Origin of the sequence: Planotetraspora thailandica (assembly GCF_016863335.1) — a bacterium.
GTDB lineage: Bacteria > Actinomycetota > Actinomycetes > Streptosporangiales > Streptosporangiaceae > Planotetraspora > Planotetraspora thailandica.
On record NZ_BOOR01000008.1, the window covers coordinates 240098 to 265339 of the forward strand.

The following is a 25242-nucleotide window of genomic DNA, read 5'->3' on the forward strand; positions in this document are numbered from 1 at the left end:
GGGTCAGCCCGGCTGGCTCTTGCAGATGTTCTGCGTGGCCGTACGGGCTGTCGGGGTCTGGGTCGGCTTGGGGGTGCTCTCCTCCTCGGCCGGCATCTTCACCTTCTTGACCGTGTGGTTCTTCTGGCCGACCACGACCTCGACGCCCTTCACGTCGTCGCGCTCCCGCAACTCGGCTCCGGGGATCGCGGCGGCCACCGTGCGGGCCGAGTCCTCGCGGCCCGCCGGGTAGCGGATCACGGTGTTGGTGAAGTCGCGCTCCGGCACGTCGCCGGGGGCCGAGGGCACCATGAAGCCGGCGTCGAGCAGAGCCGCCTTCGTCCTGGCTCCGAGACCGGTGATCAGGGTGCCGTTCAGCACCCGTACGGCGATGCGCCCCGGCGCGATGGTCGGCGCGGTGGGGGAGGGAGACGCTGTGGGCGCCCCGGAAGCACCTGCCCCTGAAGCACCGGGAGAAGGCGCCGGCGAGCGGTGCGCGGGTTTGGTCAGCATCTGGTCGTCCGCGATCTCCTGGAACAGTTGCCGGGCGGCGGGCTTGTCCCACAACACGGCGGATTCGCCGGTGGGGGCCTTGTAGTTCACGTCGGCGAGCGGGACGGTCGCGAACGACACGTCGTCGGTGGAGACGTCCTTCAGCTGGTCGGCCAGGCCGAGCAGGTCGCCGGCGAGGGGCTTGTCCACGGTCAGCGTCTTCAGGGTGGAGTTCACCAGGCCGGCAAGCTTGGCGGGGCTGGTGAGCGTGTCTCCGCTCAGGGCCTTGCCCAGCAGAGCCGAGATCACCTGCTGCTGCCGGTCGATGCGGTCGAGGTCGGCCCGGGCGGTCGCGCGGGTGCGGGCGTAGGCGAGAGCGTCGACGCCGTTGAGGTTGTAGGTGCCCGCCTGCAGCGACAGCTTGGTCTTCGAGTCGTTGATCGGGATGGGGGTGCAGACGGTGACGCCGCCGAGCGACTCGACCACGTCGATGAAGCCAAGCACGTTGACCTCGACGTAGTGGTGGATGGGCAGCCCCGTGGCCTGCTCGACCGTCTTGACCGCCAGCTTGGCTCCGCCGAACTGATACGCCGCGTTGATCTTGTGCATGCCCTGCCCGGGCACGTCGGTCCAGGTGTCGCGGGGAAGGCTGACCACGGTGACCTTCTTGTGGTCCTCCGACAGGTGCACGACCATCATCGTGTCGGTGCGCTCGCCGGATTCCTTCCCCAGGTGGAGCTGGATCTGCTGGCGCCGGGTCAGGTCGTCGCGCTTGTCGACGCCGACGAGAAGGATGTTCATCGCCCCGTGCGGCGCGGCGTCGGAGGTGCCCGCGTCGACAGACTGGATCTTGCTGGCGGCGTAGTTGGGCACGAGCCACATCAGGCCGGATCCGATGAGCACGACGCCGGAGAGCGAGCCGGAAATGACAAGAGAGCGGAGGTTTGTACGGCTTCGCCGGGCGCGCCTGGCTGCGACCCTGATGCCTCCGTTGCCGTCGCCCCCTACGCGGACGCCGGAGTCCTCGTCATCGTCAGGCATTCGCGGTCACCCTTCGGTTGCCGTCTCGACCCCTCCGTACAGTAGCGTGAGCGCAGCCATGAAGCCCTTTCCCGACTCGCGCCAAACTGGCCAGACCCCCATGCGCGACTGGCCTCCCATATCGGTGATCATGCCGGTGCTGAACGAGGAACGGCACCTGCGCGAAGCCGTCATGCAGGTTCTCGACCAGAAGTACGGCGGCCCGATCGAGGTCGTCATCAGCGTCGGCCCGTCCAAGGACCGGACGCAGGAGGTCGCCGAGGCGATCGCCGCCGAGGACCCCCGTGTCGTCGTCGTGGCCAACCCCACCGGCCGCACGCCCAACGCGCTGAACGCGGCCGTCGCCGCGTCCAGCAATCCGATCATCGCCAGGGTCGACGGGCATGCGATGCTCCCGTCCGACTATCTCCAGACGGCGGTGGAGACCCTTGAGGAGACCGGGGCCGACAACGTCGGAGGCATCATGGCCGCCGAGGGCGTCTCCCCGTTCGAGCAGGCCGTCGCGTGCGCCATGACGTCGAAGATCGGTGTGGGCAACGCGCGATTCCACACCGGCGGCGAGGCGGGCCCCGCCGACACCGTCTATCTCGGTGTCTTCCGCAGGTCTGCGCTCGACCGGGTCGGTGGCTACGACGAGCACTTCCAGCGTGCCCAGGACTGGGAGATGAACCACCGCATCCGGGAGACCGGCGGCCTGGTGTGGTTCCAGCCGCGGATGCGGGTCTCCTACCGGCCCCGGCCCAACGTGCGCGCCCTCGCCAAGCAGTACTTCCACTATGGGCGGTGGCGGCGGGTCGTCTCACGCACGCACCAGGGCACCATCAACCTGCGCTACCTGGCCCCGCCCACGGCGGTGCTCGGCATCGTGCTCGGGCTGGTGGCCACACCGTTCTTCTGGCCGGCGATCCTCATTCCGGTCGCCTACGTCGCCGCCATCCTGGCGGGCTCGGCGCTCACCGGCCGCCAGCTCAAGCCCGCCGCGCTCGTACGGCTGCCGCTCGTCTACGCCACGATGCACCTGTCGTGGGGGACGGGCTTCCTGACCAGCCCGCGGCGGCTCAGCAAGCCCCGCCGCCCGGAAGAGACGGCGACCCTGCAGGACCTCTTCGGCGGCTGAGCAGGCCACCTCTGAAGGCGTGCCCGTGAACCGGGCACGCCGTCGGCCGTCATCGGCGGGCGTCAACCACCCGCCCGGTGACCGGAGAGGCGAGCACGTCGACGCCGGCGCGGGCGACCGCCTCGGCGTCGGCCCCGAGCGCAGCGCACTCCACGACGTTGACCCGCACTCCCTGGGGCGCCCACTCGGCGGCGAGCTCCCGCGCCAGTCCCACGACCGCGGCCCGCACGGAGGAGGCCACGGCCCCGCCGGGCGCCGGGGCCGTGAGGAAGAGGAGATGCCCGCCGGTCCGGGTCAGATGCGCGGCCGACGCGCGCGCGACGACGACCGGGCCCAGGCAACCTGCTCTCACGGCCTCTTCGGCGTCCCGCGGCCCGATCTCGTCCAGCCTCCCCGCGACCGGCTCCGCTGAGGCGTTCACGACGTAGTCGACGCGGCCGGTCAGCGCCTGCACCTCGGCCAGCGCGCCTTCGACGGAGGCCGCGTCCTCCGCCAGGACACCGCCGGGGGTGCGCGGGAACACATGGACGCTCGCGCCGTACCTCTTGGCGAGGTCGGCGATGCCGTACCCGGACCCGAACACCACGAGGGTCCTGCCGTCCAGTGCGGAGCGGCACTCGTCGTCCGACCGGGCCGGCGCAGCTCCTTCGCGCAACCGCAGCAGGCTCTCGGCGATGTGCGCGTCGACGGGGTGCGTCACCTTCATGTTCTGCTCGCTGCCGGCGACCAGATGGATCGGCACGTCCGGCAGGTAGCGCAGCACCACGCCGCAGTCGTCGGTCGCCGGGCGTGCGGCGAACTCCGGATCGGCGAACGCCCGCTCGTAGGCCGTGCGGATCACCGACAGCCGGAAACCCTGCGGGGTCTGCGCCCGCCGGAGCCGCGCGCGGTCGGGGACGTCCTGGAGGACCTCGCCGTCCGGCACCTCGGCGGCGACGAGGATCGTGTCGGACGACGGGATCGCCACCTCGACGGCCTCATGGCGTTGCAGCGCGGCGACGCAGTCGGCGACGACGCGCGGCTCGACGAGGGGCCGGACGGCGTCGTGCAGCAGGACGTCGCACTCCTGCTCCCCGAGTGCGCGCAGCGCGCGCCAACTCGACTCGGTACGGCTCGCGCCCCCTTCGAGGACCCGGCTCACCTTGGCGTAGCCGTTGCGGCGCACCAGCTCGGCGGCGTCGTCGACGAAGCCCGGGGCCATCACCATGACGATCTCGTCGACGTCCGGGTGGGCGTCGAAGGTGTCGAGCGTGTGCTCGAGGATCGTCCGTCCGGCGATCTCCAGAAGCTGTTTCGGGGTGTTCAGGCCCATTCGTTGCCCGATGCCCCCGGCCAGCACCACGGCAACCGTGCGATGGCGCTCTTGCGTGATCATGATCTCCTCCTGACCTGACCATACCCGTGCCAGGAGAAGGGCAAGGTGATTGCCACCTCGTGATCACTCGGTTACGTTGCGAGGTGACCAGCGGGCGGTTAGCCGGGCTCTCCGGCGGGAAGCGGGAAAGGGCGATGGGGGCAGATCTGGGCAGACGCGGCGTCTCGGGTGGGCTCCTGCCGCGCACGAGGACCACCGGAACCGTGGCGGTGGTCCTCGCGACCACGCCGGCCTCCGGACTGCCCGTGGCGGGCGGCAGCCTCCTGACGCGGCTCACCCGCCAGCTGATCCTTCTTCCCGTCCGTGACGTGCACATCGTCGTCCGCGACGACGGCTTCCGCGGCCTCGACGGGGCGGACGGCATCGACGACCTAAACGGCGTCGGCGACCTGACCGGGGTGCGGCACACGGTCACGGCCGGCGACGGGCTCGCCGCGGACCTGCGGATCGTGGCCAAGGTGGCGAGGGCCTCGGCCGGCGCCGTCGCCATCATGGCGGGCGACGTCGTCGCCCACGCCGAGGCGCTCGCCGCACTGCTGGAACACCCGTCGGCGGACACCGCCGCCATCGTCGGCGACGGCGAGGCGGGGCCGCTGGCTCCGCCCGTCAGGACCGAACGCGGCCGGGTGGCCGCGGCCGGAAACTCCTTCCACCAGGTCGCGTCGGCGAACGGAACCTTCCGCGGCGTCCTCCGGGTGGGGGAGCAGCACCTCGGCGCCCTCGCCGAGGTGGCCGACGAGCTGGCCCGGCTCGCCGAGGGCCGTCACCTCGGGAGGGCCGCGGACACCGAGGTCGCCGACCTGCTCCTGGCAGGTCTCGTACGCGCAGGGGTGCCGGTGCGGGCGGCCGCCGTCGGTCCCCTCCACTGCCGGAGAGTCGCCGGAAAGATCGCTGCGGACACCGCGATCGCACGGCTGGCCGACGTCGACGAGGCCGAGGCCAGGCTGGCCGCGTCGATCAAAACCGATGACGGGTTCTTCGCCACCTTCTGCGTCAGCTCGTGGTCGCGCCACCTCGTACGGCCGGCCGCCCGGTTGTCCGTCACGCCGAACGCCGTGACGGGCATGTCCGTCGGCTTCGCCGTCATCGCGGCCGTCTGGTTCTCGGAGGGGCAGCGGCTCGGGCTGATCGCCGGAGCCGTGGCGTTGTATCTGTCGTTCGTGCTCGACTGCGTGGACGGCCAGCTCGCCCGGTACACCCGCACGTTCTCCGCTCTGGGGAGCTGGCTCGACGGCATCTCCGACCGGGTGAAGGAATACGTGGTGTACGCCGCCCTCGCGCTGGGGTACGCGGCCGCGGCGGGCGGGTCCGGAGACATCTGGGTGCCGGCGGCGGCCGTCATGATCCTTCAGACGCTGCGGCACACCATCGACTTCTCCTACGCGGGGTCCGTGGCCGACGCCGCCCGGGCGGATGCCGACGGCACGCCGTCGTTCCATCTCCTTGCGGTCCCGTGGGACCACGAGGGAGAGACGCGCCCCGCGGCGAAGGGGGCCGGGTCGTCCGTGCTCGCGCTGTCGCGGCAGCTGGACACGGGGGTGGCGTACTGGCTGAAGAAGATCGTCGTGCTCCCCGTCGGGGAGCGCATGGCGCTGATCGCCGTGACGGCGGCCCTCTTCGACGCCAGGGTCACCTTCCTCGCCCTGCTGGTCTGGGGCGGGGGAGCGGCGCTCTACACGCTGGCCGGGCGGATCGTGAGGTCCTTCGCATGAGGCGAGAGCAACCATGAGCACTGAGATGGCGCCGGTGCCGTACAGCACGGTGGTCGCCTACCGCGACGACGGCCTGCTCGCACGCGGCATGGGCCAGATGGTCCTGGGGCAGCTGCCCCCGCTGCCGCCCGCGCTGGCGGGGGCCTTCGTCACCGGGGTGCTGCTGCTCGTGGGGGTGGCGGGCTCCGACGACCTCGCCGTGTTCGCCCCCGCGGTGGCGTTGCTGCTCGCCGGGTCGGGCAGCTCCCATCGGCACGACGGACGGTTCGACTGGCTGGTCCCCCCGATTCTGCGGCTCACCGAATACGTCTTCATCGCCTCGGTCGGGTTCGCCCGGGGGGTGCCACCGCTTCTCGTCCTGGCGGTGCTCGGCGCGGTCGCGTTCCATCACTACGACACGGTCTACCGCGTGCGCCAGCAGGTCTATCCACCGCAGTGGGTGTCGCTGGCCGGCCTCGGCTGGGACGGCAGGATGCTCGTGATCGCCGCCGGCGGCCTGATCGGCGCGGTGACTGCGGACTACTGGCTGCTCGCGATCTACCTCTGGACGCTTTTCGTCTGGGAGAGCGTCACATCCTGGTTCGCCGTACCCCGGCGGTTCGTCCCCGCCGTCACTCCCGACTGAGCCGCCAAGATCGCGTTTCGGCCGCGCCGATCCGTGCCGAGCTCCGGTTATCCGCACCCGAACCGGACCGATAGGACATACAAGGCGAGACGCATGGTTAACTACAACCCAACTCTGACTTACGCAACTACAACCAAAAGACAACTAACCTTTGAGGTTACCCACTGACGCTCGACCTCAAGGAGTGCGAGACATTGCTCGGAATGGTGCTGGCAGCCGGAGCCGGACGCCGCCTGCGGCCGTACACCGACACGCTGCCGAAGGCATTGGTGCCGGTCGACGGTGAGACCACGATCCTCGACATCGCCCTGCGCAACCTTGCGAAGGTCGATCTGCGCGAGGTCGTCGTCATCGTCGGTTACCAGGCCCAGGCGGTCCGCGAACGGCAGGCCGACCTGGAGCGCCGCCATGGGGTCACGCTGACGCTCGTGCACAACGACAAGGCGGAGGAGTGGAACAACGCCTACTCCCTGTGGTGTGCGCGTGAATACTTCGGTCAGGGCGCGTTGCTGGTCAACGGCGACACCGTCCACCCGGTCTCGGTGGAGGAGACCCTCCTGGCCGCCGATGCCGGCACCGACATCCTGCTCGCGGTCGACGATGTGAAGCGGCTCGCCGACGAGGAGATGAAGGTGACGCTCGAGGACGGACGCCTCAAGCGCATCACCAAGCTGATGGACCCCGAGGACGCGTACGGCGAGTACATCGGCGCGACACTCATCCGGCCGGGTGCGGCCACGCGGCTGGCCGACGCGCTGCAGGCCACCTTCGAGCGGGACCCGCAGCTCTACTACGAGGACGGCTACCAGGAGCTGGTCGCCCGGGGCGAGGAGATCGCGGTCGCGCCGATCGGCACGGTCGAGTGGGTCGAGGTGGACAACCACGAGGACCTCGCCAAGGCCCGTGAGATCGCATGCCGGTATTAGCACGCCCCGCCTCACGCGCCCACGCGTACGGCACATTCACCGGACGCCGGCCCTCGACCGGCGGCCCGGCCTCCTGAGGAGATCTCATGCCGATTTTGGCAAGGATGCTCCCCGCCCCTCTCACGATGGAGGTCCGGCGGGGCGCGGTAGCGCAGCTCGGCGCGTTGCTGGCCGACAGCCGGGTCGCCACGTCGGGGCGCATCGCCGTGGCGGTGGGCACGAGCCAGGGCGACAAGATAGCCGAGATCATCTCTCCGTCGCTGGGTGAGGCGAAGGTCTTCCGCCTGCCGGACGGCAGCGTCGACGCGGCCGTCTCGCTGGGCGCCGACCTGCGCAAGGGGGCCTACGAGGCCGTCGTCGGCGTCGGCGGCGGCAGGACCATCGACGTGACCAAATACGCGGCGTCGCTGGCCGGCATCCCGATGGTCGCGGTGGCGACCAACCTCTCGCACGACGGCATCTGCTCGCCGGTCGCCTCGCTGATCCACGAGGGCGGCAAGGGCTCGTTCGGCGTGCCCATGCCGCTGGCGATCATGGTGGACCTCGACTTCGTGCACGACGCCCCGCCGTCCCTGGTCAGGGCGGGCATCGGCGACGTGGTGAGCAACCTGTCGGCCATCGACGACTGGCACCTGAGCGCGGCGGAGCGCGGCGAGCCGATCGACGGCCTGGCGATCTCCATGGCCCGCACGGCGGCCGAAGCGGTGCTCGGACGGTCGGATTCCATCGAATCCGACGCTTTCCTGACCGTCCTGGCCGAGGCTTTGATTCTGTCTGGCATGTCTATGGTCATCGCCGGGTCAAGCCGCCCGAGCAGCGGTGGTGATCATGAGATTCTGCATGCCGTGGATCAGCTCTTCCCCGGTAAGTCCAACCACGGTGAGCTGGCCGGGATCGGCGCGGCGTTCTGCTTCTTCCTCCGTGAGGACTCCCACCGGCTCGGCGAGGTCACCTCGTGCCTCAGCATGCACGGCCTCCCCGTCGCACCGGGGGACGTCGGCCTGAGCATCGACCAGTTCACCGAAGCGGTGATGCTGGCCCCCAGCACGCGGCCCGGCCGCTACACGATCCTTGAGCACCTTCGGCTTTCGGAGACCGAGGTCCGCGCGAAAGTTGAGGAATATGTCGACGCCGTCGGTCGCTGAGCTCCGCGCGGTCGCTCAACCGCAGACCACGATGAACCGCCGCAGCGGCGAGCACTGGGCGGGCCTGCTGTACATGCGGCACCTTTCCATCTACGCCACCTGGCTGCTGGCCAAGACGCCGATCACGCCCAACCAGGTCACCGGCCTGATGATCGTCTCCGGTGTGGCGGCGGGAGCCGTCCTGGCCCTGCCGGGACTCTGGGCGGCGCTCGCGGCGGCCCTGCTGATCCAGCTCTATCTCCTGCTCGACTGCTCCGACGGCGAGCTCGCCCGGTGGACGCGCCGGACGTCGATCACCGGCATCTACCTCGACCGGGTCGGCCACTACTTCGCCGAGGCCGCGTTGCTGATCGGCCTGGGCTTCCGCGCGTCGCAGACGGTGCCCGACTGGTACACCGTGCTCGGATTCGCCGCGGCACTGGGCGCGATCCTGATCAAGTCGGAGACCGACCTGGTCGACGTGGCCCGCGCCCGGTCCGGTCTCACGGCGGCCACCGAGGGGTCGGCGGGGCATTTCACCTCCGGACGGCTCGGCCTGGCCCGCAAGGTCGTCGGCGCGCTTCGCTTCCACCGGGTCATTCAGGGCATCGAGCTGTCGATCATCGCCGTGATCGCCGCCGTGCTCGACACATGGTTCTCGGCCACGCGGATCCTCGTGGTCGCCTGCGCGATCATCGCGCTCGTGCAGCTCATCCTGCACCTGGTGAGCATTCTCGCTTCGCGGAGGCTTTCGTGACCCGCCTTTTGCCGACGGAAGCGGCCTTTCCCGGACCGAGCAGCGATCATCTGTATACGCAAGGTTCGCTAGGGGTTTCCCAGGAGTTCCGATACCCTTATTTCGCCGGAAATGGGGCGGATTCCGGATTGCCCGGCCCTAAAGACTTGGTGATCATGAAATCGAGTGCAGCCGTCCGGGGCGAGGACGTGGTGAAGCTCTCCTGCGTCATCCTCACCATGGGCAACAGGATCGCCGAGCTCGACCGCGCGGTCGAGTCCGCCCTTCACCAGATCGACGGCGACGTCGAAGTCGTGATCGTCGGCAACGGCGCCGACGTGCCCGAGATCACCGCCCGGCCGCTGCCCGGCTCGGCTGCGGCCGTCAAGACGGTACGGCTTCCGTACAACGTCGGCATCCCCGAGGGCCGCAACAGAGGCGTCCAGGAGTGCTCCGGCGACGTGGTGCTCTTCCTCGACGACGACGGCTGGTACGCCGGCCCCAAGGTCGCCGCCCACGTGCGTGAGCGGTTCATGCACGAGCACGACCTCGCCGTCATCTCCTTCCGGGTCATGGAGCCCGACGGGGGTTCGGTGCAGCGCCGGCACGTGCCCCGGCTGCGGGCCGGAGACCCCGAGCGCTCCTCTCCCGTCACCACGTTCCTCGGCGGCGCGTGTGCGATCAGGAAGTCGGCGTATCTCCAGGTCGGCGGCCTGCCGGAGAAGTTCTTCTACGCCCACGAAGAGACCGATCTGGCCTGGCGGCTGCTCGGTGAGGGCTATCGGATCGAATACGACGCCGAGCCCGTGATGTACCACCCGCTGGTGCTGCCCAGCCGGCACACCGAGTTCTACCGGATGAACGCCCGCAACCGTGTGTGGCTGGCCCGCCGCAACCTGCCCTGGCCTCTCGCCGTCCTCTACCTGTTCAACTGGATGGCGCTGACCGTCGCCAGGGAGCGGGCCTTCTCCGGGCTCAAGGCCTGGTTCCGCGGATTCGCCGAAGGGCTGCGCCAGCCGGCCGGCGAGCGCCGCCCGATGGCGTGGCGCACCGCGTGGCGCATGCTCCGCCTGGGGCGCCCGCCCATCGTCTAGTACGCGACTGGTACGGCCGGGCGTCAAAGCTCCGGGGACGCCTCCCCGACCGACATCGTCAGGCGGCTGATCGAGCTCGTCACCAGGGCACGCTTGGGCAGCCCCAGTTCGCTCAGCTCCTTGGCCACGGGGTGGTTGCCGAGCCGGATCAGCGCGCCCCCCAGCCGGGTGCGCACGCCCCGGGGCCGCAGGGTCCACGGAACCCGCCGGGTGACCCCGTCGCGGTGGGAGTAGACGTCCATCTCGATCCCGTCGCCACGCCTTCCGCCCAGCTTGTCATCGCGCCTGCCGCGGTCTGCGGCGCTGTGCGTGTCGCTGTGCCTGTTGTTGTGTCTGTTTCCGAAGCCGCCGGGAATTCCCAGCGCGGGCACCGGCATCCCCGGCCGGATGAGCAGATCGATGACCAGACGGCCGTCCTTGCGCAGGATGCACCGCTTGTACGGCGTGTCGAGCCGTACGTCGATGTCGGCGAGCTCGCGGGGGAACCCCCACAGGGCCCGCCCGGCCTCCAGAGCGAACTCCCGGTCGACCGGCAGCCAGTGGACGAAGGCGCCGAATCCGGCGCCGCGGATGTCGCGCACGCCGGCCAGCGGCGAGCGAGGCGGGGGAGACCCCGCATCCGGCGGCCGGACGAGGAAGGTGACCCCGAACTCGTGGAAGGCCTCCAGCCCGGACTCGCGGTAGCGGGCGAAGACCAGCGTGCAGGCCGCCTTGCCCGGCACCACCTCCGTGACGTCCATTCCGGAATACGCGAGGACCGCCCTGGCGGCGTCGGCGCGTACGAGATAGGTCGCGCCGCATGCTGTCGCGTCGCGGATCTCCACCGGAATGTCGACCCGGCGCCCCTGAATGAGATGGCTTGCCATGCCCCCAGTACAACAAGGCCCGGTGGCCTGGCGAAAGCCGTACGGCGAAGCGGAGGCGACGGAACCGCCGGGCGCGGGGACGCTCAGACGGGGACGACGGTGTCGTTGCGGCGGGCTCGCGGCGAACCCGGCGTGTCGGCCCAGCGCTCCAGCTGCGCGACGAATTCCCCGGCGATCGTGGGCCAGTGGTGGTGGTGCAGAGCCTCGAAGTAGCCTCGCGCACCCATCGCGCCCCGCCGCTCGGCGTTGTCGCGGAGCCGGAGCACGGCCTGGGCCACGTTGGCCACCACGCTCTCCACGTCGCCGAAGGGCACGATGGTGCCGGCGTCGACCCGTCCGACCAGTGAGGCCGCCCGCGTCAGCGGCGTCGTGATCACCGGGACGCCGCGGGACATGTACTCGATGACCTTGGTGGGCGTCGAGTTCCGGAAGTTGGGCAGGTCGCGCAGCAGGGACAATCCCGCCAGAGCGCCCTCCGCCATCCTCAGGGCGTGCTTGTTGGGCACGTATCCGAACCAGTCGAGCACGCCTTCGCGTTGCGCGTCGCGCAGCAGCGGGCGCACGTCGGCGTCGGCCGGGCCGATCAGGTCGAGCCGGATGCCGTGCGGGCGCAACCGCCTGGCCAGTTCGATCATCTCGATCGCGCCGCGGGCCTGCGCGAGCTGGCCGATGTAGACGAGCCGGTTGTCGCCGGGAGGCTGGGGCGGGCTGTCCGGCACGTAGGTGAGGTTGGGCACCACGGGATGGTCGTGCGCGAACCGCTCCCGGTAGGAGTCCTCGGCGAGGATGAGGTGCATGCGGCGCTCCGCCCGCGCCTCCATGCCGCGGATCACGGGAGGCAGCGCGTTCTTGAGCGGCTCGGGCAGGTAGGTCTTGGTGGGCAGCGCGGCGGCGGTGTCCTCGTGCACGTCCCAAACGGCCGGAGGGCGCCTGCGCGGCAGCGCCAGCAGCAGTTCGATGTCGTGGATGAGGATCAGGTCGGCGTCTTTCGCGCCCCGCCTCAGGGCCGAGCGAGCCGCCCTGACGGCCTTCCTGCGGTGCAGGCCTACGGCGCGGGGGACGTCGATGGCCCGGATCTCCGGCGACGGAGTCACGTTGCAGTGGGTGAAGGGCGCGATGAAGGTGACCTCGTGCCCGGCGTCGAGCAGCGACCGGATCTGCCGGTGCGTGATCCGTGCGTCCTCCGGATGATGGACTATCGTGCCGACGCATACCCTCATATGGGGAGGCTTGCCCTAAGGTCCGAAGTGTCCGGATGCGCTGGGTGAATGGCGGACTAACTGATGCTTAAGTTTCGGTTGAGTCTGGACATGGCACCGCCCCGGCGGGATGCGCCGGGGCGGGAGCCGTACGGATCCGATCTCAGGCGGACTCCTGCCGGGGCCTCCGGTAGAGCCAGGTGAGCCGGGGTTCGAGAAGCCACTTGAACAACGTGCGGGTGAACGGCATGGAGACCACGATCGCCAGAGCGAAGCTGGCGCTGGCCAGGGCCGCCACACCGAGGGGGCCGAACAGCCAGGGGACGCTCAGCCAGCCCATCTCCGTGGCGATCAGGACGGGCACGCCGTGCAGGAGGTAGCAGTAGAGCGTGCGGGTGCCGAGGTCGGTGAACCACGTCTCCGACCGCGGGACCAGGGACAACACGGCCGCGCACATCGCGAGCGCGGCGACGAGGACCGCCATCCGCTGGGCCATGCCCTCCCACCAGATCAGGTGGAGCGCCTTGTAGCTCTCCTTGTAGTAGAACGGGCCCATCGTCACCGAATCGGTCTTGACCAGATAGATCGCCGCCGCGGCTGCGCCGGCCAGCACGAGCACCGACAGCACCCGGACCCATGGGCGGCCCAGGAACGTGAACAGCCCCGGTTTGATGACCAACCCCAGGACGAAGAACGGAAGGAACCCGAAGAAGCGGTTAATGCTGAAGTCACTCGGTAGGTCGGACATTCCGGCTGCCAAGTAGATGAGCACTGCGACGACCAGGGGGAAGCGCATGCGATTCCAGACGGGCGTGGACAGCCGCCACAGCAGCAGCGCGGGCAGGTACCAGTTGATCCATGCGGGATCGGTGATCGTGAGGCTCCACTTGGCCCCCAAGGCGGTGCGGAGCGCGGCGTAACCGATCTCGACGATGACGTACGGCACCAGGAAGGTGTCGACGAGCTTGTTCGTCTTCGCATTGGAGTTCCAGAAGTTCCTGGACAGGTAGCCGCTGACGATGATGAACAGCGGCATGTGGAAGACGTAGATGAACAGGTAGGCCGTCTTGGAGGAGTGGGCGGCCAGGGTCGGGATGAGCGAGTGCCCGATGACCACGAGCGTGATCAGGACGAACTTCACGTTGTCCAGGAACGGATCACGCTTCTTCGTGGCCTGAGGCTCCGGTTCGGGTTCCGGCTCGGTGTCCGGGTCGCGCTCCAGCGCGTCCCATCCGGCGGGGAGGGCCTGGCGGGCCCGCTGGACCGTCTCCGGCGAGACGGGGCCCGTTCCCGTGAGTGCCGCGGCCGGCGCCTGGGACCACGCAGGCAGAATGGCGGGTTCGGCCAGGTCGGAGGCGGTGCTCGCGGCGGGGGCCTCCTGACCACCGCGGCGCCACGGGTCCCACGAGGGGGCCGCCGGGGCGTCGTCGACGATCTCCGGCCACTGCGGGCCCTCCGCCTCGCGGGAAGGGGCCCCGGTGGACGAGGCGCGGGCGAACGGACGGGCTCCTACACCTGAGGGCGTGTCCCACGCCTCCGAGGTCCCCGGGGAACCGCCGACCTGCTGCGCGCCGGGCGGAGGGCTCGTGCGAGAGGCGAAGTAGTCGAAGCCCTGCGAAGGAGTCGCCGCGTCGGGGGCCGCGCCGTTCGCCGCAGCCGCTCCACGCCTGCGCGGCTGCCGTACGGGCAGCGGTGGCCTGTCGACGGGGGTCTTGGCGGGCGTCTTCGCGGAAGCCGCGCCGGCTTTCCGGCGGCCTTCCGGCGCCGAATCGGGCTTGTCGCCTCCCGGCGGCGGCCATTCCCCCGTGATGCGGCTGATCACGCCGGTGGGCTCGTCCTCGGCGTCAGGGGCGGCGCCGGACCGCGATGGCGGGACAGAGGAGTGGTGGCGGGAGTCACTCACAAGAGAAACGCTCAGCTATCTGTCGAGGGAAGGACGGTCACGCCAGACGGATCTTCCGGATCCGGGCGCGACCAGTATCGGACACTGGGGAAGGCGCCCACGCGGATCAGCCGGAAGGGTGAACGGGGCGCGTTCACCGGAGTCTTCACCCTAACGTTCTCTTGATCGGATGTCGCGCGGAGGGCGAAGAGTGGTCTATCCGGCACCAAGCTTGGTGGTCGAATCGTGGACGCATGCGGCGGGCCGGGTGAACACGTGTTCTCCCGGCCCGCTCAGGATGTCACTGGGCGCAGATGTTGGTCTTCGAGGTCACCGCGTCGTCCCCGACCTGGATCGGGGCGCTGACGCCCTTCCAGTCGGCGCCGATGACCAGCTTGATCACGGGACCGCTCGACTTGACCGTCGACGCCGGGGGCGGCGTGGTGGGCGTGAACTTGGCGACCGTCCCCGCGCCCGCCACCGTGCCGGCCGCGGGAGCCACGGCGCTCTGGAGCTTGCCTGACAACAGCTTGGCCTGGTCGGCGCCCTGGCCGGAGTAGCGGATCAGCGTCTTGGGCTGGTCGGTGCCGTCGGTCTTCCTGGCGTTGCCGGTGCCCACGACGTCGAAGCCCAGCGCCGACAGGGCGTTCGCGGCCTCGCTCGCCTTGCCCGCGGTGTTGGTGCCGTTGTAGACGGCGACCTTCACCTGCTGCGGCTTGGTGACCGTCGACGCCTTCGTGCCCGTGGACGCGGCCGGAGCCGCCGTAGGAATGACCTTGGTGTCGTTCTTGATCGCGTTGAACAGGTTGTTGGCCGCCGGCTGCCTCCACACCACCCGGTTGGGGTTGGTGGGGTCGTACATCCAGGGCACTGTGGTGGCCTTGAAGCCGGTCGCCTTCAGGCCCTGCGCGCTCTGGGCGATCTTCAGGAGCTCGCCGGCGTTGAGCTTGTCGTCCATGGTCACGGACCCGGCGACCGCCTTGATGAAGCCGGTCAGCTGGCCGACGTCGGTGAGCATCGCGCTGCTCGTCGCCTTCTTCACGATCTGGGAGATGAAGACCTGCTGCCGTTTGATCCGGCCGAGGTCGCTGCCGTCGCCGAGGCCGTGCCGGATCCGCACGTAGGCGAGGGCCTGTTCGCCCTTCACCAGATGTTTGCCCGCGCTCAAGTGCAACTTTGAGTCGTCGTCGTCGACCTTCGTCGGCAGACAGATCGTGATGCCGCCCAGGGCGTTCACGATGTTCTTGAAGCCGGTGAAGTCGACCTTGACGTAGTGATCGATGGGGATGCCGGTGAGCGTCTCGATGGTCCGCCGCGTGCAGATCATGCCGCCGTCGCTGAAGGCGGAGTTGATCATGGCGGGGCCGTGTGCCGGGTTGATGGCCTTGCTCTGCACGCCGCGGCATGCGGGGATCTGCACCATGGAGTCGCGGGGGAAGCTGATCAGGGTGGCGCCGTCCCGGTTGGGGGCCACGTGTAACAGCATGATCGTGTCCGTGCGCTCCCCGTCGTTGACGAGGCTCTTGCCGTACTTCTTGTTCGCGCCGGCCCGCGTGTCGGATCCGACCAGGAGCACGTTGATCGCGCCCGTCTGGTTGACGGGCCTGCTCTTGTCGAGGTCGTCCGTCGACGCCCCACGCGTGATGAGGCCGAAGGTGTCCCGGTAGAACTTGTACGCGGTCAAGGTGCCGAGGACCAGGATGCCGGTGAGCACCACGCTGATCCAGCCGATCACGCCGAGGCCGCGCTTGGCGCCGCCACCCTTGCCGCCCTTGCCGCGGCCGGGTCCCTGATGGACGTCCGGTGGCTCCTGGCCGCCTCCGCCTCGCGACTTCCGCGGCGGAGCCTGCTCGGAGAACTTGTCGCCGAAGTCGTCGTCCCCCCGCCTGTCGCGGCGCGTCTTCGGACGGTCGTCGCCGTAGAAGTCGTCCTCGCCGTACGCTTCTGCGTCGCGCCGTCGGCGCGGAGGGTCCTGCACGGCCTGGCCGTAGAAATCGGAGTCGGAGCCGAAGGCGCTCCTGCCGTACGAGCCGCCGTCGTAGGAATCACGGACGGTGCCGGCGTCGCCCCAGACCCTCTGGTCGGCGGGGGGCGAGCCCTGACTGCGGGAGCCGCGACCGAGGTCGCTCATCGTGCCCCCTTCACAGCGAAGGACGTGGGATGTGCGGGCGAATCAGAGGAGGGATTATCGCATCGCTCGCACACATGTCCTCCTTGGACAGCGATCACTTTGTCGCGCTCCGAGATTAGGTCACAGAAGCACACAAGGCGCCCCGATCGGATGAGCCCGTGAAGCCCTGATCACGGTGCTCCGCCCCAGAATGGTGGTGACGGCCGAGCATACTAAAACCAGGACATTTCAGGGTATGCCGATTGGTGTGCCTTTACTTGTAATTCACACAACTGGCTGGTCATGCGGGGTCCCCGCGGCCTCGGGTGCGGCTTCTGGAGCGGCACGGGGCGTCGGGACGACGGCCTCACGGCCTGCGGCGGGACGCACCATGAGCGCGGCGGCCAGGCAGGCGAGCGGAACGGCGGGCAGCACGTACCGGTAGTCGAACGCCGCCGTCGCGGCGGGGACCACGAGCAGGGCCAGCGCCGTGATCCACACCGGCCACACGCCCGGTGTCCCCCGCTCGTTCTTCCGCCTCCCGGCACGCCGCCTGGTCAGCGAGACGGCCGGAGGGACGAGGAGCAGCACGAGCAGGAACGTCCCGGGAAGATGGGCCGCCTTCTGGTAGGCGCGCATCCACCCCGCGTACGGCTCGGCGACCGTCACCGTCAGCGGCCCCCGCTCGTACTGCTCGGCGACGGCGGCGCCCGCGACCGCGGGATCGCGGTCCGGCGGGGGCGGCGGCGCGCTCGGGAACTCGTAGGACTGGACGGTCGCGGCGTCCGGGTAGACGGGCCGCCCGAAGGTGAAGGACCTGCCGAACTCGACGAGCAGCGAGCGCGCGTAGTCCAGCGGCTGGCTGGTGATCGCGAGCATGCCGAAGCGCTGGGCCAGCGCGTCGTTGGCCCTGGTGAAGGTGATCCCGGGCAGCTTGACCACGGGGGAGCCGGCGTCCCAGGCGTAGCTCGGCGCGGGCGGCCGCGCGGCGGGCGGGCGCGGATCGCACAACACCGCGAGATCGGCGGGCGGCTTCATCACGGCGCAGTCGGCGAACATCATCGTGCGGGAGTAGAGGAACACCCCGTTGGAGGCCACCAGGCCCACGCGGTGGTGTGCGGCGTAGAACCACCCGGCGTAGGCGGCGACGGGCAGCGACACGGCCAGGGCGAAAGCGGCCACCGGGGCCGCGAGACGCCTGAGCCCGCCGGCGGACCGTCCGGCGAAGGCCTGCCAGAGCAGCACGAGTCCGAAGACACCGATCAAGGGCAGGCCGATGGTCCTGGTCACCGTGGCCGCGGCCAGCAACAGGCCCGTCGCGGCAGCCGTACGGGCAGGACGGCTGGAGGGCCGGGCGAGGAGGCAGGCGGCCGCGACGACGAGCAACGTGAAGAGCGAGTCGGAGACGAGCAGGTGCTCGAGCTGGATCTGGTAGGCGTCAAGCAGCACCGGCACGGCGGCGAGGGCGCCGAGCCAGGCGCGACCGGTCCGGCGCAGCACGGTGGCGTAGATCAGGGCACCGGTCAGGAGCCCGAGCAGATGCTGGGTGAGCGTGACCGCGGCGAAGCTGTGGAACGGCTCGAGCAGCCGCAGGAAAAGGGAGTATCCGGCGGGCCGCACCAGGTCGGGGCTCGGCCGTACGGCCGTCACGACATAGGTGTAGGAGTCGGGGAACCAGAGGGCGGGCCGATAGCCGATCATGGTGATGACGCGCAGCGCCGCGCCCGACGTGAAGGCGACGAGAAACCACCCGTGTCGCCGGGTCCACGACGCGATGCGCCTGGTTTGCGCCACGCTCACTCCCGATGCCGGTGATTTCCCGCGTACGCTACCGGGTCCGGCGACCAGCCGTGACCTGCGCGAGCGCGGATGAGCCCGGCCGATCGCCCACCCGGACGGCATCGATCGGTGGCCGGGCCCGTTACGCTCGGCTCATTCCAGCGAACGCGTTCAGTCGCCTCCGCCAGCGGGCCGTGAGGCGGACGACATGGCCGGCGGCGGGCCGGGTGCTCGCCGTCGCCTCCGCCGTGCCCGCGCTCGCCCTCAGCGGATGGCTGGTCGCGGGGCTTCCGCTCCTGCTGCTCGGGTGGTTCTCCCCCCTGCCGGCGACGCTACTCGGAGGCGGCCTCGCCGTCGCCTTCTGCTGGTACGGCCTGCGCCGCATGCCGGAGACGGTGGAGTCGTCGGCCTGGTCGGCCGCGGGGGTGTTCCTCGTCGCGGTCGCCTCGGCGATCTTCAACGGGATCTTCCACGGCGAACAGCTGATCATCCGCCGTGATCCCGCCACCTACGCGCAGTATGCGATCTGGGTGGCCAAGCACGGCTCGCTGCCGATCCCCACCGGCGACTTCGGCGGCCCCGACCGGGCCCTGCGGTTCGCGAGCATGGGCATGTACGGATGGGACGGCGGCATCGTCCCGCAGTTCATGCCGGGCCCTCCGATCATCCACTCGATCGGGTACTGGCTCGGCGGCGTCCCCGGCCTGGTGCTCGTGCCGCCGGTGCTCGGCGGCCTTGCCGTGCTCGTCTTCGGCGGGACGGTTGCCCGGCTCGTGGGGGCGCGGTGGGCTCCGGTGGCGGCACTCGTGTTCGCCGTGAGCCTGCCCATCCTCTACACCTCGCGCACGACGTTCAGCGAGATCCCCTCGATGATCCTGATCTTCGGCGGGATGAGCCTGCTGCTCGACGCGCGGTTCCGGCTGCGCGCCGGGGCGCTCGGGGCGGGTTTCCTCGGCCCGGCCACGCCCGCCGAGGCCGCTGGGGCTGTCGGGGTCACTGGGGCCGCGCGCGGCGCCCGGCTCATGGCGGGGCTCGCCGGCCTGGCGTTCGGCCTCGCCCTGCTCGTGCGCATCGACGGGTTGCGCGACGTGCTGCCCGTGCTGGCCTACGCCGGCCTGCTCGTCGCCATGGCCCGCGTCTTCCGCACCGCCGACCCCGGGCACACGCGGGTGCCCGAGGGGAAGCTCGGACTGCCGCTGCTCGCCGGGCTGCTGGCCGGCGGAGGGCTCGGCTTCGCTGCCTGCTACCTGCTCGCCCGGCCCTATCTCGGCTATCTGTCGGGCTCGCTCAAGCCGCTGCTGGCCATCTGCGCCGCCGTGCTCGTGCTCACCCTCGTCGCGGTGGCCCTCGCGCCGTGGATCGTCCGCCGCACACGTGCGCTCGCCGGGGGACGGATCGCCCGCCGCCTCCCCGATCTCGCCGCGGGCCTGGTGGTGCTCGTCGTCGTGGGCCTGGCCGTACGGCCCTGGGTGCAGACGGTGCAGCGCGTTCCGACGACGCCGGAAGACCAGCTGACGGCCGCGTTCATCAGCAAGACGCAGCAGGTGAACCACCTGCCGATCGACCCGAACCGGCTCTACTACGAGAACTCGCTTTATTGGGTCATCTGGTATGTCGGAGTGCCCGTCGTCGTGCTGGCCACGCTGGCCGCCGCGGTGCTCACGCGGCGTATGGCCCGGGGCAGGGAATTCGGCTGGCTGCTGCCGCTGGCGATCATCGCCTGGACGACGGTGACGACGCTCTGGCGTCCCGGGATCACCCCCGACCATCCCTGGGCCTCGCGGCGGCTCGCCCCGATCGTCATCCCCGGCATGATCCTGCTCGCCGTGTGGGGGCTGCGCTGGATCAGGCGGCGGGTACGCCTGCGGGGGTACGGCACCCGCCTCATCGTGGCGGGAGGGGCGATCCTGCTCGTGGTCCCCGCCGCGATCACCTCGATCGGCACCGCCTTCACCCCGGTCGACCGGGGGGAGGCCGCCGCCGTGGCCGGCCTCTGCCGGGCGATCCCCTCCAACGCGTCCGTGCTGATCGTCGAGCGGGCCACCGGCGACCGGTTCACCCAGGTCGTCCGGGGCCAGTGCGGCGTGCCCACCGCCTGGGTGGCCTACCCCCAGGGCAGCGACGTGCCGCTGCATTCCGACATCGAGCGACTGATCGACAAGGTCAGGGGCACGGGCCGGCTGCCGGTGCTGCTCGCCGCCGAGCCCGGCCAACTGTGGCCGTACGGCATGCCGGAGCGGGTCTTCGCCCTCCGCAGCCGCCAGGACGAGCGCTCGCTCGTCGACCCCCCGAACGGCACCTGGTCGCTCACCGTCGACGTCTGGATGACCATCCCGGCCTGAACCCGGCTTTGACGCCAACTGAGAAACGTTGATTGAGGACCATTTCTCAGTTGGCCTCAAACGCATGCAGCTGGACGAGGCCGAGTCGGCGCTTGATCTGGTGGGGGCCGGCATGACGGCGGACCAGCTTGAGTCGGAGACTCTCGATTTCAAGTTCCCGGCGGATTCCCTGAAAGCCACCTTCAACCTGCTGGCCGACGCGCTCGTCTGCTTCGTGAACGCGCACGGCGGAACAGTGGTCCCGGGGGTGGATGACAAGGCCACGACGCGGGCGGACGCGTTGCGCGGAGTGCCGGAGACCTACACCCTCGACCAGATCCGCAAGGGAGTATTCGACCGGACACAGCCGTCGATCACTCCGTTCGTCAATGAAAAGGTCGTCGACGGCGTCAGACTCATCCTCGTAGCGGTTCCGCAAGGCGTTATGCCGCACAGCAACCGGTCGGGCCTGGCAACTCGTCGGCTCGGCAAGGAGTGTCTGCCCTTCCCTCCTGATCAGCAGCGCGAGGTGATGATCGCGCGGGGGCAGGTCGACTGGTCGGCGGAGAAGTCGAGTGCCGAGATCGGTGATCTGAGCATTGTGGAGTTCGGCAGATTGCGGCGGCTCCTCGCATCGAGGGGCGACCGGGATCACCTCGTCGAACTCGGCGACAAAGCGCTGCTCGAGGCCCTGCGACTGCTGGCACCGGATGGGACGGTGACCAATGCGGGGGTTCTCCTGCTGGCGGAAGAAGAGTCGCTCCAGCGGATCATCCCTGGCTACGGATACTCCTACCAATTCCGCCCGACCGCTGGAAAGGAGGCGACAGGAAGAACTCGGGGCACGCGCCCGGTGCTCGCCGCGATCGAAACAATGGTCGACGCCATCGAAACCCGCCGGGAGATCCACCCCTTGAACATCGCGGGCGGGCGGCAGCTTCAGCTTACGGACTATCCGCGGGACGCCGTCCGGGAACTGATAGTCAACGCCCTCATCCATCGGTCATACGAGACCGGCGGGACAGTGGACCGTCGACCGGGCGTATCGCGAAATGCTCCGTGTCGGCAAGGAACCCCCGGCTTTCGAGGACCAGGGCACTCTGGTCCGCGTCACCTTGGCCGGAGGCATCGGACATGACGTTTTCGTACGCTTCATCAGTGACCTCCCGTTGCAGGCGGGACGGGATGTGAATGTCCTCCTAGCGCTGTCGCACCTTCGGCACAGCTCCAGCATCGACGCGCTCAGACTCGGCGGCTTGATCCAGCGACAACCAGTGGAAGCACAGGAAGTTCTTGCGCGCATGGCCACGGAGCTGACGCTGCTGGAGCCCACGAGGAGGACCCTCAACAAGCCCTTTCCGACATACCGTCTTCGCGCGGGGGTCGTCGCGGCGCTCTCCCGTGCGGTGGCTTATCACCGGCGTGGAATCGACGGCATGGACCAGAAGATCATCGATCACGTGCGCGAATATGGATTCATTACAAACCGCACAATTCAGCGCATCTTTGACGTCCATGTCTTCGCGGTCCGCGATCTGCTCAATGATCTTCGAGAGAGCCGGATCCTGGAGAAGATCGGTGATGCCAGGGGAGGTAAGGGCGTCCGGTACGGTCCCGGATCCGCGTTCCCGAAGTGAAGGTCCGGAGCCGCGGGCTCTGAGCGGCGCCGGCCGAGGAAGACGGCGGATCGGGAGCCTGGAGGACTTTGCGATGTTGGGTCGCGGTTTGGCTGGGCAGAGTACCCTAACCGGACGTGACCACGCCCGAGACCTCTGGAAGCGCTGTGACTGCCGCGGAGAACCCTTACGTGACGATCGTCCTGCCCTGTTACAACGAGCAGGATCACGTTGTCGACGAGGTCGAGCGCATCTGCGCCGCCATGGACGCGAGCGGTTACACCTACGAGCTGGTGGCCGTGGACGACTGCTCCACCGACCAGACCCTCGCCCGCCTCCAGGAGGCGGCCCCGCGCTTCCCGCAGATGCGGATCAAGGCGTTCCACCGCAACGGCGGCTCGGGCACGGTCCGCAGGATCGGCACGCAGGAGGCCCGCGGCGAGATCGTCGTGTGGACCGACGCCGACATGACCTACCCCAACGAGCGCATTCCCGAGCTCGTGCAGATCCTCGAGAAGGACCACACCGTCGACCAGGTCGTCGGCGCGCGCACCACCGAGGAGGGCTCGCACAAGTTCCTGCGCGTCCCGGCCAAGTGGTTCATCCGCAAGGTCGCCGAGCGCCTGGCGGGACAGAAGATCCCCGACCTCAACTCGGGCCTGCGGGCCTTCCGCAAGTCGGTCGCCAAGCCGTACCTGCGGCTGCTGCCCCCCGGGTTCTCCTGCGTCACGACCATCACGCTGGCGTTCCTGTCGAACCAGCACGACGTCTACTACCTGCCGATCGAATACGCCAAGCGGGCCGGGAAGTCGAAGTTCAGCTTCGTCTCCGACGCCTACCGCTACATCCTGCAGGTGCTGCGGATGGTCATGTACTTCAACCCGCTCAAGGTGCTCATGCCGCCGGCCCTCTGGCTGGTCGGCATCGGGCTGGTCAAGGGCGTGTTCGACGTGGTGCGCTACGGCTTCTACCTGACCAGCAACACCATCGTGATCTTCCTGTCCGGCCTGCTCATCGGGTCACTTGCACTGCTCGCCGACCTCATCGTCCGGTCCCGCGGCGAGTAGGGCGAACCGATGCGGATAGCGATCGTCGGACCGACGTATCCGTACAAGGGCGGCGGCGCCCATCACACGACCGAGCTGGCGCACCGGTTGCGGGCCGCGGGGCACGAGGTCGTGATCGAGTCGTGGCGCGCCCAGTACCCCTCGTTCCTGTATCCCGGTCAGCAGACCATCGACGCGCCCGAGGGCGAGCCGTACCCGGACACCCGGCGGATGCTCGACTGGCGCCGCCCCGACGGATGGGTCGCCTGCGGGAGGCGGCTGCGCGGGTTCGACCTCGTGGTCCTCGCCGTGCTCAGCCCCGTGCAGGTGCCCGCCTATCTCGGCATCCTCTTCGGCCTGCGCCGCAAAACCAGGGTGGTCGCCCTGTGCCACAACGTGCTGCCGCACGAGCGCAAGCCGTATGACAGGCCCTTGATGAAGGCCCTGCTCGGCAGGGTCGACGGCGTGCTCACCCACTCGGAGGAGCAGGCGGCCACGGCGCGCGGGCTCACCACCGCCCCCGTGCGTTCGGCCGCCCTCGCGCCGCACCTGCCCGCTCGTAGCGCCAGGGGCGCCGCCGGGGCCGAGCCGTACGGCAGGCTGTTGTTCTTCGGCATCGTCCGGCCGTACAAAGGGCTCGACCTGCTGCTGCACGCCCTGGCCCAGGTGCAGGGGGTCGGGCTGACGGTGGCGGGGGAGTTCTGGGGCGGCCTGGAGGCGACGAAGGCCCTCATCGCCGAATTGGGGCTGGCCGACCGCGTCGAACTGCGCCCCGGATATGTGGCCGCGGAAGACGTGCCCGGCCTGTTCGCCGAGGCCGACGCCCTCGTGCTGCCCTATCGGTCGGCGACGGCCAGCCAGAACGTGTGGCTGGGCCACGAGCACGGCGTGCCGGTGATCGCGACCCGGGTGGGGGCGCTCGCCGACAACGTCGAGGACGGCGTCGACGGCCTGCTCGTCGAGCCCGGCTCGGCGGGGGCGCTGGCCGAGGCGATCAAACGTTTCTACGAACCGGGCGTGCCCGCCCGTCTGCGTAGCGGGGTCAAACCCGTCGACCCCGACCCCTTCTGGGCCGTCTACCTCGAAACCCTCCTTTCCCCGTGATCATGCAGAAGTTCGAGATCATGGTGCGTGAGCTGCGGCGATCCGTTTCGTGATCATGCAGAAGTTCGGCGGCGGGTGCGCCGGCCTGCGCACCCGCACTTCGTGATCATGCAATAGGGGCGGCCCAGGGGAGCCCGGCTCTCACGGGCGGGCCCACTTCGGCCGACGGGCAGGGGGTGCGGCCGTGCGGCGGTACTGTTGGGCACCGTGGCACGGACGCAGATAGCGGTGATCGACCGGTGAGCAGAGAACGCGCCGCGCAACTGGAGTACTCCGAGTTCCAGGGCGCGATGCTGGATGAGGCCAAACGCCGCCGCAAGGCCGCGAAGATCCTCGCCGTGCTCGCGCACTATCTGGGCAGGGACGCGGCCGAACCCGGCCAGATGTTGTCCGGGCTGACCGTCGCCGACATCGGCTGTTCGGCCGGTTTCATCGCCGACGAGCTCGCCGGCGCGGGGGCGGGCCGTACGTTCGGGGTCGACATCGACGTTCCCGGCCTGAAGAAGGCGGCCGAGCGGTTCGGCGAGCGGGTCGAGTTCGTCTGCGCGAACGGCGAGGCCCTGCCGTTCCCCGACGGGTCGATCGACGTGCTGGTCTTCAACCACATCTACGAGCACGTGGTGGACCCGGACGCGGTGATCAAGGACATGCACCGCGTGCTCTCCGACGACGGCGTGCTGTACCTGGGTCTCGGCAACCGGCTCGGCGTCATGGAGCCGCACTACAAGCTGCCCTTCCTGTCCTACCTGCCGCCCGCCGCGGCCGACCGCTATGTGCGGGCCTTCGGGCGGGCCGATCACTACTACGAGCGGTTCCGTACGCGGGGCGGGCTGCGCAGGATGCTGGCGGACTTCCACGTGTGGGACTACACCTTCCCCGTGCTCGCCTCCCCTGACCGGTTCGCCGGGGGCGAGCTGTTCCCCGGAGCCGTCGGCCGCGCCGCCAAGGGCGTGCTGGAGCGGGCGCCGCGCCCTGCCCTGACCGCGCTGCGTCCTGTCGTCCCCACCTACCTCTGGATCGCCACCAAGACGCCCGGCCGGCCGCTCGGCGCCGCGCTCCCGCAGCCGCCCGAGGCGGTCTCCGCGCCATGACCCCGGA

The 25242-nt window shown here is 69.7% G+C and carries 20 protein-coding genes; 13 read left to right on the forward strand and 7 right to left on the reverse strand.

Annotated features, from left to right (window positions below; translation table 11 throughout):
• Nucleotides 1-3 precede the first annotated feature (3 nt).
• On the reverse strand, nucleotides 4-1512 hold the full coding sequence (locus Pth03_RS08170; RefSeq protein ID WP_203943516.1) for an LCP family protein: 1509 nt from the start codon (nucleotides 1510-1512) through the stop codon (nucleotides 4-6).
• Between the two features lie 58 nt (nucleotides 1513-1570).
• Between Pth03_RS08170 and Pth03_RS08175 the strand changes: the two genes are divergently transcribed.
• Nucleotides 1571-2629, forward strand: coding sequence for a glycosyltransferase family 2 protein (locus Pth03_RS08175; RefSeq protein ID WP_373318510.1), 1059 nt, complete (start codon nucleotides 1571-1573; stop codon nucleotides 2627-2629).
• A gap of 49 nt (nucleotides 2630-2678) precedes the next feature.
• Here Pth03_RS08175 and Pth03_RS08180 read toward each other — a convergent pair whose 3' ends face one another.
• Nucleotides 2679-4004, reverse strand: a complete 1326-nt coding sequence (locus tag Pth03_RS08180) for a bifunctional cytidylyltransferase/SDR family oxidoreductase (protein WP_203943518.1) — start codon at nucleotides 4002-4004, stop codon at nucleotides 2679-2681.
• Between the two features lie 134 nt (nucleotides 4005-4138).
• On the opposite strand from Pth03_RS08180, the gene Pth03_RS41995 reads away from it, so the two are divergent.
• The 6 genes from Pth03_RS41995 to Pth03_RS08210 all read left to right on the forward strand — a co-directional run bounded on the left by Pth03_RS41995 (nucleotide 4139) and on the right by Pth03_RS08210 (nucleotide 10221).
• Entirely contained in the window at nucleotides 4139-5716 is a 1578-nt protein-coding gene (locus tag Pth03_RS41995) for a CDP-alcohol phosphatidyltransferase family protein (RefSeq protein WP_203943519.1), read from the forward strand.
• Between the two features lie 13 nt (nucleotides 5717-5729).
• Nucleotides 5730-6341 (forward strand): DUF5941 domain-containing protein, encoded by a 612-nt coding sequence (locus Pth03_RS42000; RefSeq protein ID WP_203943520.1) that lies wholly within the window; start codon nucleotides 5730-5732, stop codon nucleotides 6339-6341.
• Between the two features lie 194 nt (nucleotides 6342-6535).
• A complete protein-coding gene (locus Pth03_RS08195) occupies nucleotides 6536-7267 on the forward strand; it encodes a phosphocholine cytidylyltransferase family protein (RefSeq protein WP_203943521.1) in 732 nt (243 codons plus the stop codon).
• Between the two features lie 104 nt (nucleotides 7268-7371).
• Complete coding sequence (locus Pth03_RS08200) at nucleotides 7372-8412, forward strand: iron-containing alcohol dehydrogenase family protein (RefSeq protein WP_203943659.1); 1041 nt, start codon at nucleotides 7372-7374, stop codon at nucleotides 8410-8412.
• The gene (locus tag Pth03_RS08205) at nucleotides 8390-9148 is read left to right on the forward strand and encodes a CDP-alcohol phosphatidyltransferase family protein (RefSeq protein ID WP_203943522.1); all 759 of its coding nucleotides are present in this window, start codon (nucleotides 8390-8392) and stop codon (nucleotides 9146-9148) included. The genes Pth03_RS08200 and Pth03_RS08205 overlap by 23 nt, the downstream gene beginning before the upstream one ends.
• A gap of 155 nt (nucleotides 9149-9303) precedes the next feature.
• On the forward strand, nucleotides 9304-10221 hold the full coding sequence (locus Pth03_RS08210) for a glycosyltransferase family 2 protein (protein WP_203943523.1): 918 nt from the start codon (nucleotides 9304-9306) through the stop codon (nucleotides 10219-10221).
• Nucleotides 10222-10244: 23 nt separating this feature from the next.
• Here Pth03_RS08210 and Pth03_RS08215 read toward each other — a convergent pair whose 3' ends face one another.
• The 5 genes from Pth03_RS08215 to Pth03_RS08235 form a co-directional block, all read right to left on the reverse strand.
• Complete coding sequence (locus Pth03_RS08215; protein WP_203943524.1) at nucleotides 10245-11087, reverse strand: acetoacetate decarboxylase family protein; 843 nt, start codon at nucleotides 11085-11087, stop codon at nucleotides 10245-10247.
• 83 nt (nucleotides 11088-11170) lie between these two features.
• Nucleotides 11171-12307 (reverse strand): glycosyltransferase, encoded by a 1137-nt coding sequence (locus Pth03_RS08220; protein ID WP_203943525.1) that lies wholly within the window; start codon nucleotides 12305-12307, stop codon nucleotides 11171-11173.
• 142 nt (nucleotides 12308-12449) lie between these two features.
• Nucleotides 12450-14189 carry an acyltransferase family protein gene (locus tag Pth03_RS08225; RefSeq protein ID WP_203943526.1) on the reverse strand — a complete coding sequence of 580 codons (1740 nt, stop codon included), beginning with the start codon at nucleotides 14187-14189 and terminating at the stop codon, nucleotides 12450-12452.
• Nucleotides 14190-14469: 280 nt separating this feature from the next.
• Complete coding sequence (locus Pth03_RS08230) at nucleotides 14470-16299, reverse strand: LCP family protein (protein WP_203943527.1); 1830 nt, start codon at nucleotides 16297-16299, stop codon at nucleotides 14470-14472.
• 264 nt (nucleotides 16300-16563) lie between these two features.
• Nucleotides 16564-18072: a phospholipid carrier-dependent glycosyltransferase gene (locus Pth03_RS08235; protein WP_239118849.1), complete on the reverse strand. Its 1509-nt coding sequence runs from the start codon at nucleotides 18070-18072 to the stop codon at nucleotides 16564-16566.
• A gap of 179 nt (nucleotides 18073-18251) precedes the next feature.
• Here Pth03_RS08235 and Pth03_RS08240 point away from each other — a divergent pair, with 179 nt between their 5' ends.
• The 6 genes from Pth03_RS08240 (at nucleotide 18252) to Pth03_RS08265 (ending at nucleotide 25235) form a co-directional block, all read left to right on the forward strand.
• Nucleotides 18252-20399, forward strand: a complete 2148-nt coding sequence (locus Pth03_RS08240; protein ID WP_203943529.1) for a hypothetical protein — start codon at nucleotides 18252-18254, stop codon at nucleotides 20397-20399.
• A 64-nt stretch (nucleotides 20400-20463) separates the two neighbouring features.
• Nucleotides 20464-21516 (forward strand): AlbA family DNA-binding domain-containing protein, encoded by a 1053-nt coding sequence (locus tag Pth03_RS08245; protein ID WP_203943530.1) that lies wholly within the window; start codon nucleotides 20464-20466, stop codon nucleotides 21514-21516.
• Nucleotides 21517-21634: 118 nt separating this feature from the next.
• The gene (locus Pth03_RS08250) at nucleotides 21635-22015 is read left to right on the forward strand and encodes a hypothetical protein (RefSeq protein WP_203943531.1); all 381 of its coding nucleotides are present in this window, start codon (nucleotides 21635-21637) and stop codon (nucleotides 22013-22015) included.
• A 116-nt stretch (nucleotides 22016-22131) separates the two neighbouring features.
• Nucleotides 22132-23061 carry a glycosyltransferase family 2 protein gene (locus Pth03_RS08255; protein ID WP_203943532.1) on the forward strand — a complete coding sequence of 310 codons (930 nt, stop codon included), beginning with the start codon at nucleotides 22132-22134 and terminating at the stop codon, nucleotides 23059-23061.
• A 9-nt stretch (nucleotides 23062-23070) separates the two neighbouring features.
• Nucleotides 23071-24144 (forward strand): glycosyltransferase family 4 protein, encoded by a 1074-nt coding sequence (locus tag Pth03_RS08260; RefSeq protein ID WP_203943533.1) that lies wholly within the window; start codon nucleotides 23071-23073, stop codon nucleotides 24142-24144.
• A 239-nt stretch (nucleotides 24145-24383) separates the two neighbouring features.
• Nucleotides 24384-25235 (forward strand): class I SAM-dependent methyltransferase, encoded by an 852-nt coding sequence (locus Pth03_RS08265; RefSeq protein WP_203943534.1) that lies wholly within the window; start codon nucleotides 24384-24386, stop codon nucleotides 25233-25235.
• Nucleotides 25236-25242: the final 7 nt, after the last annotated feature.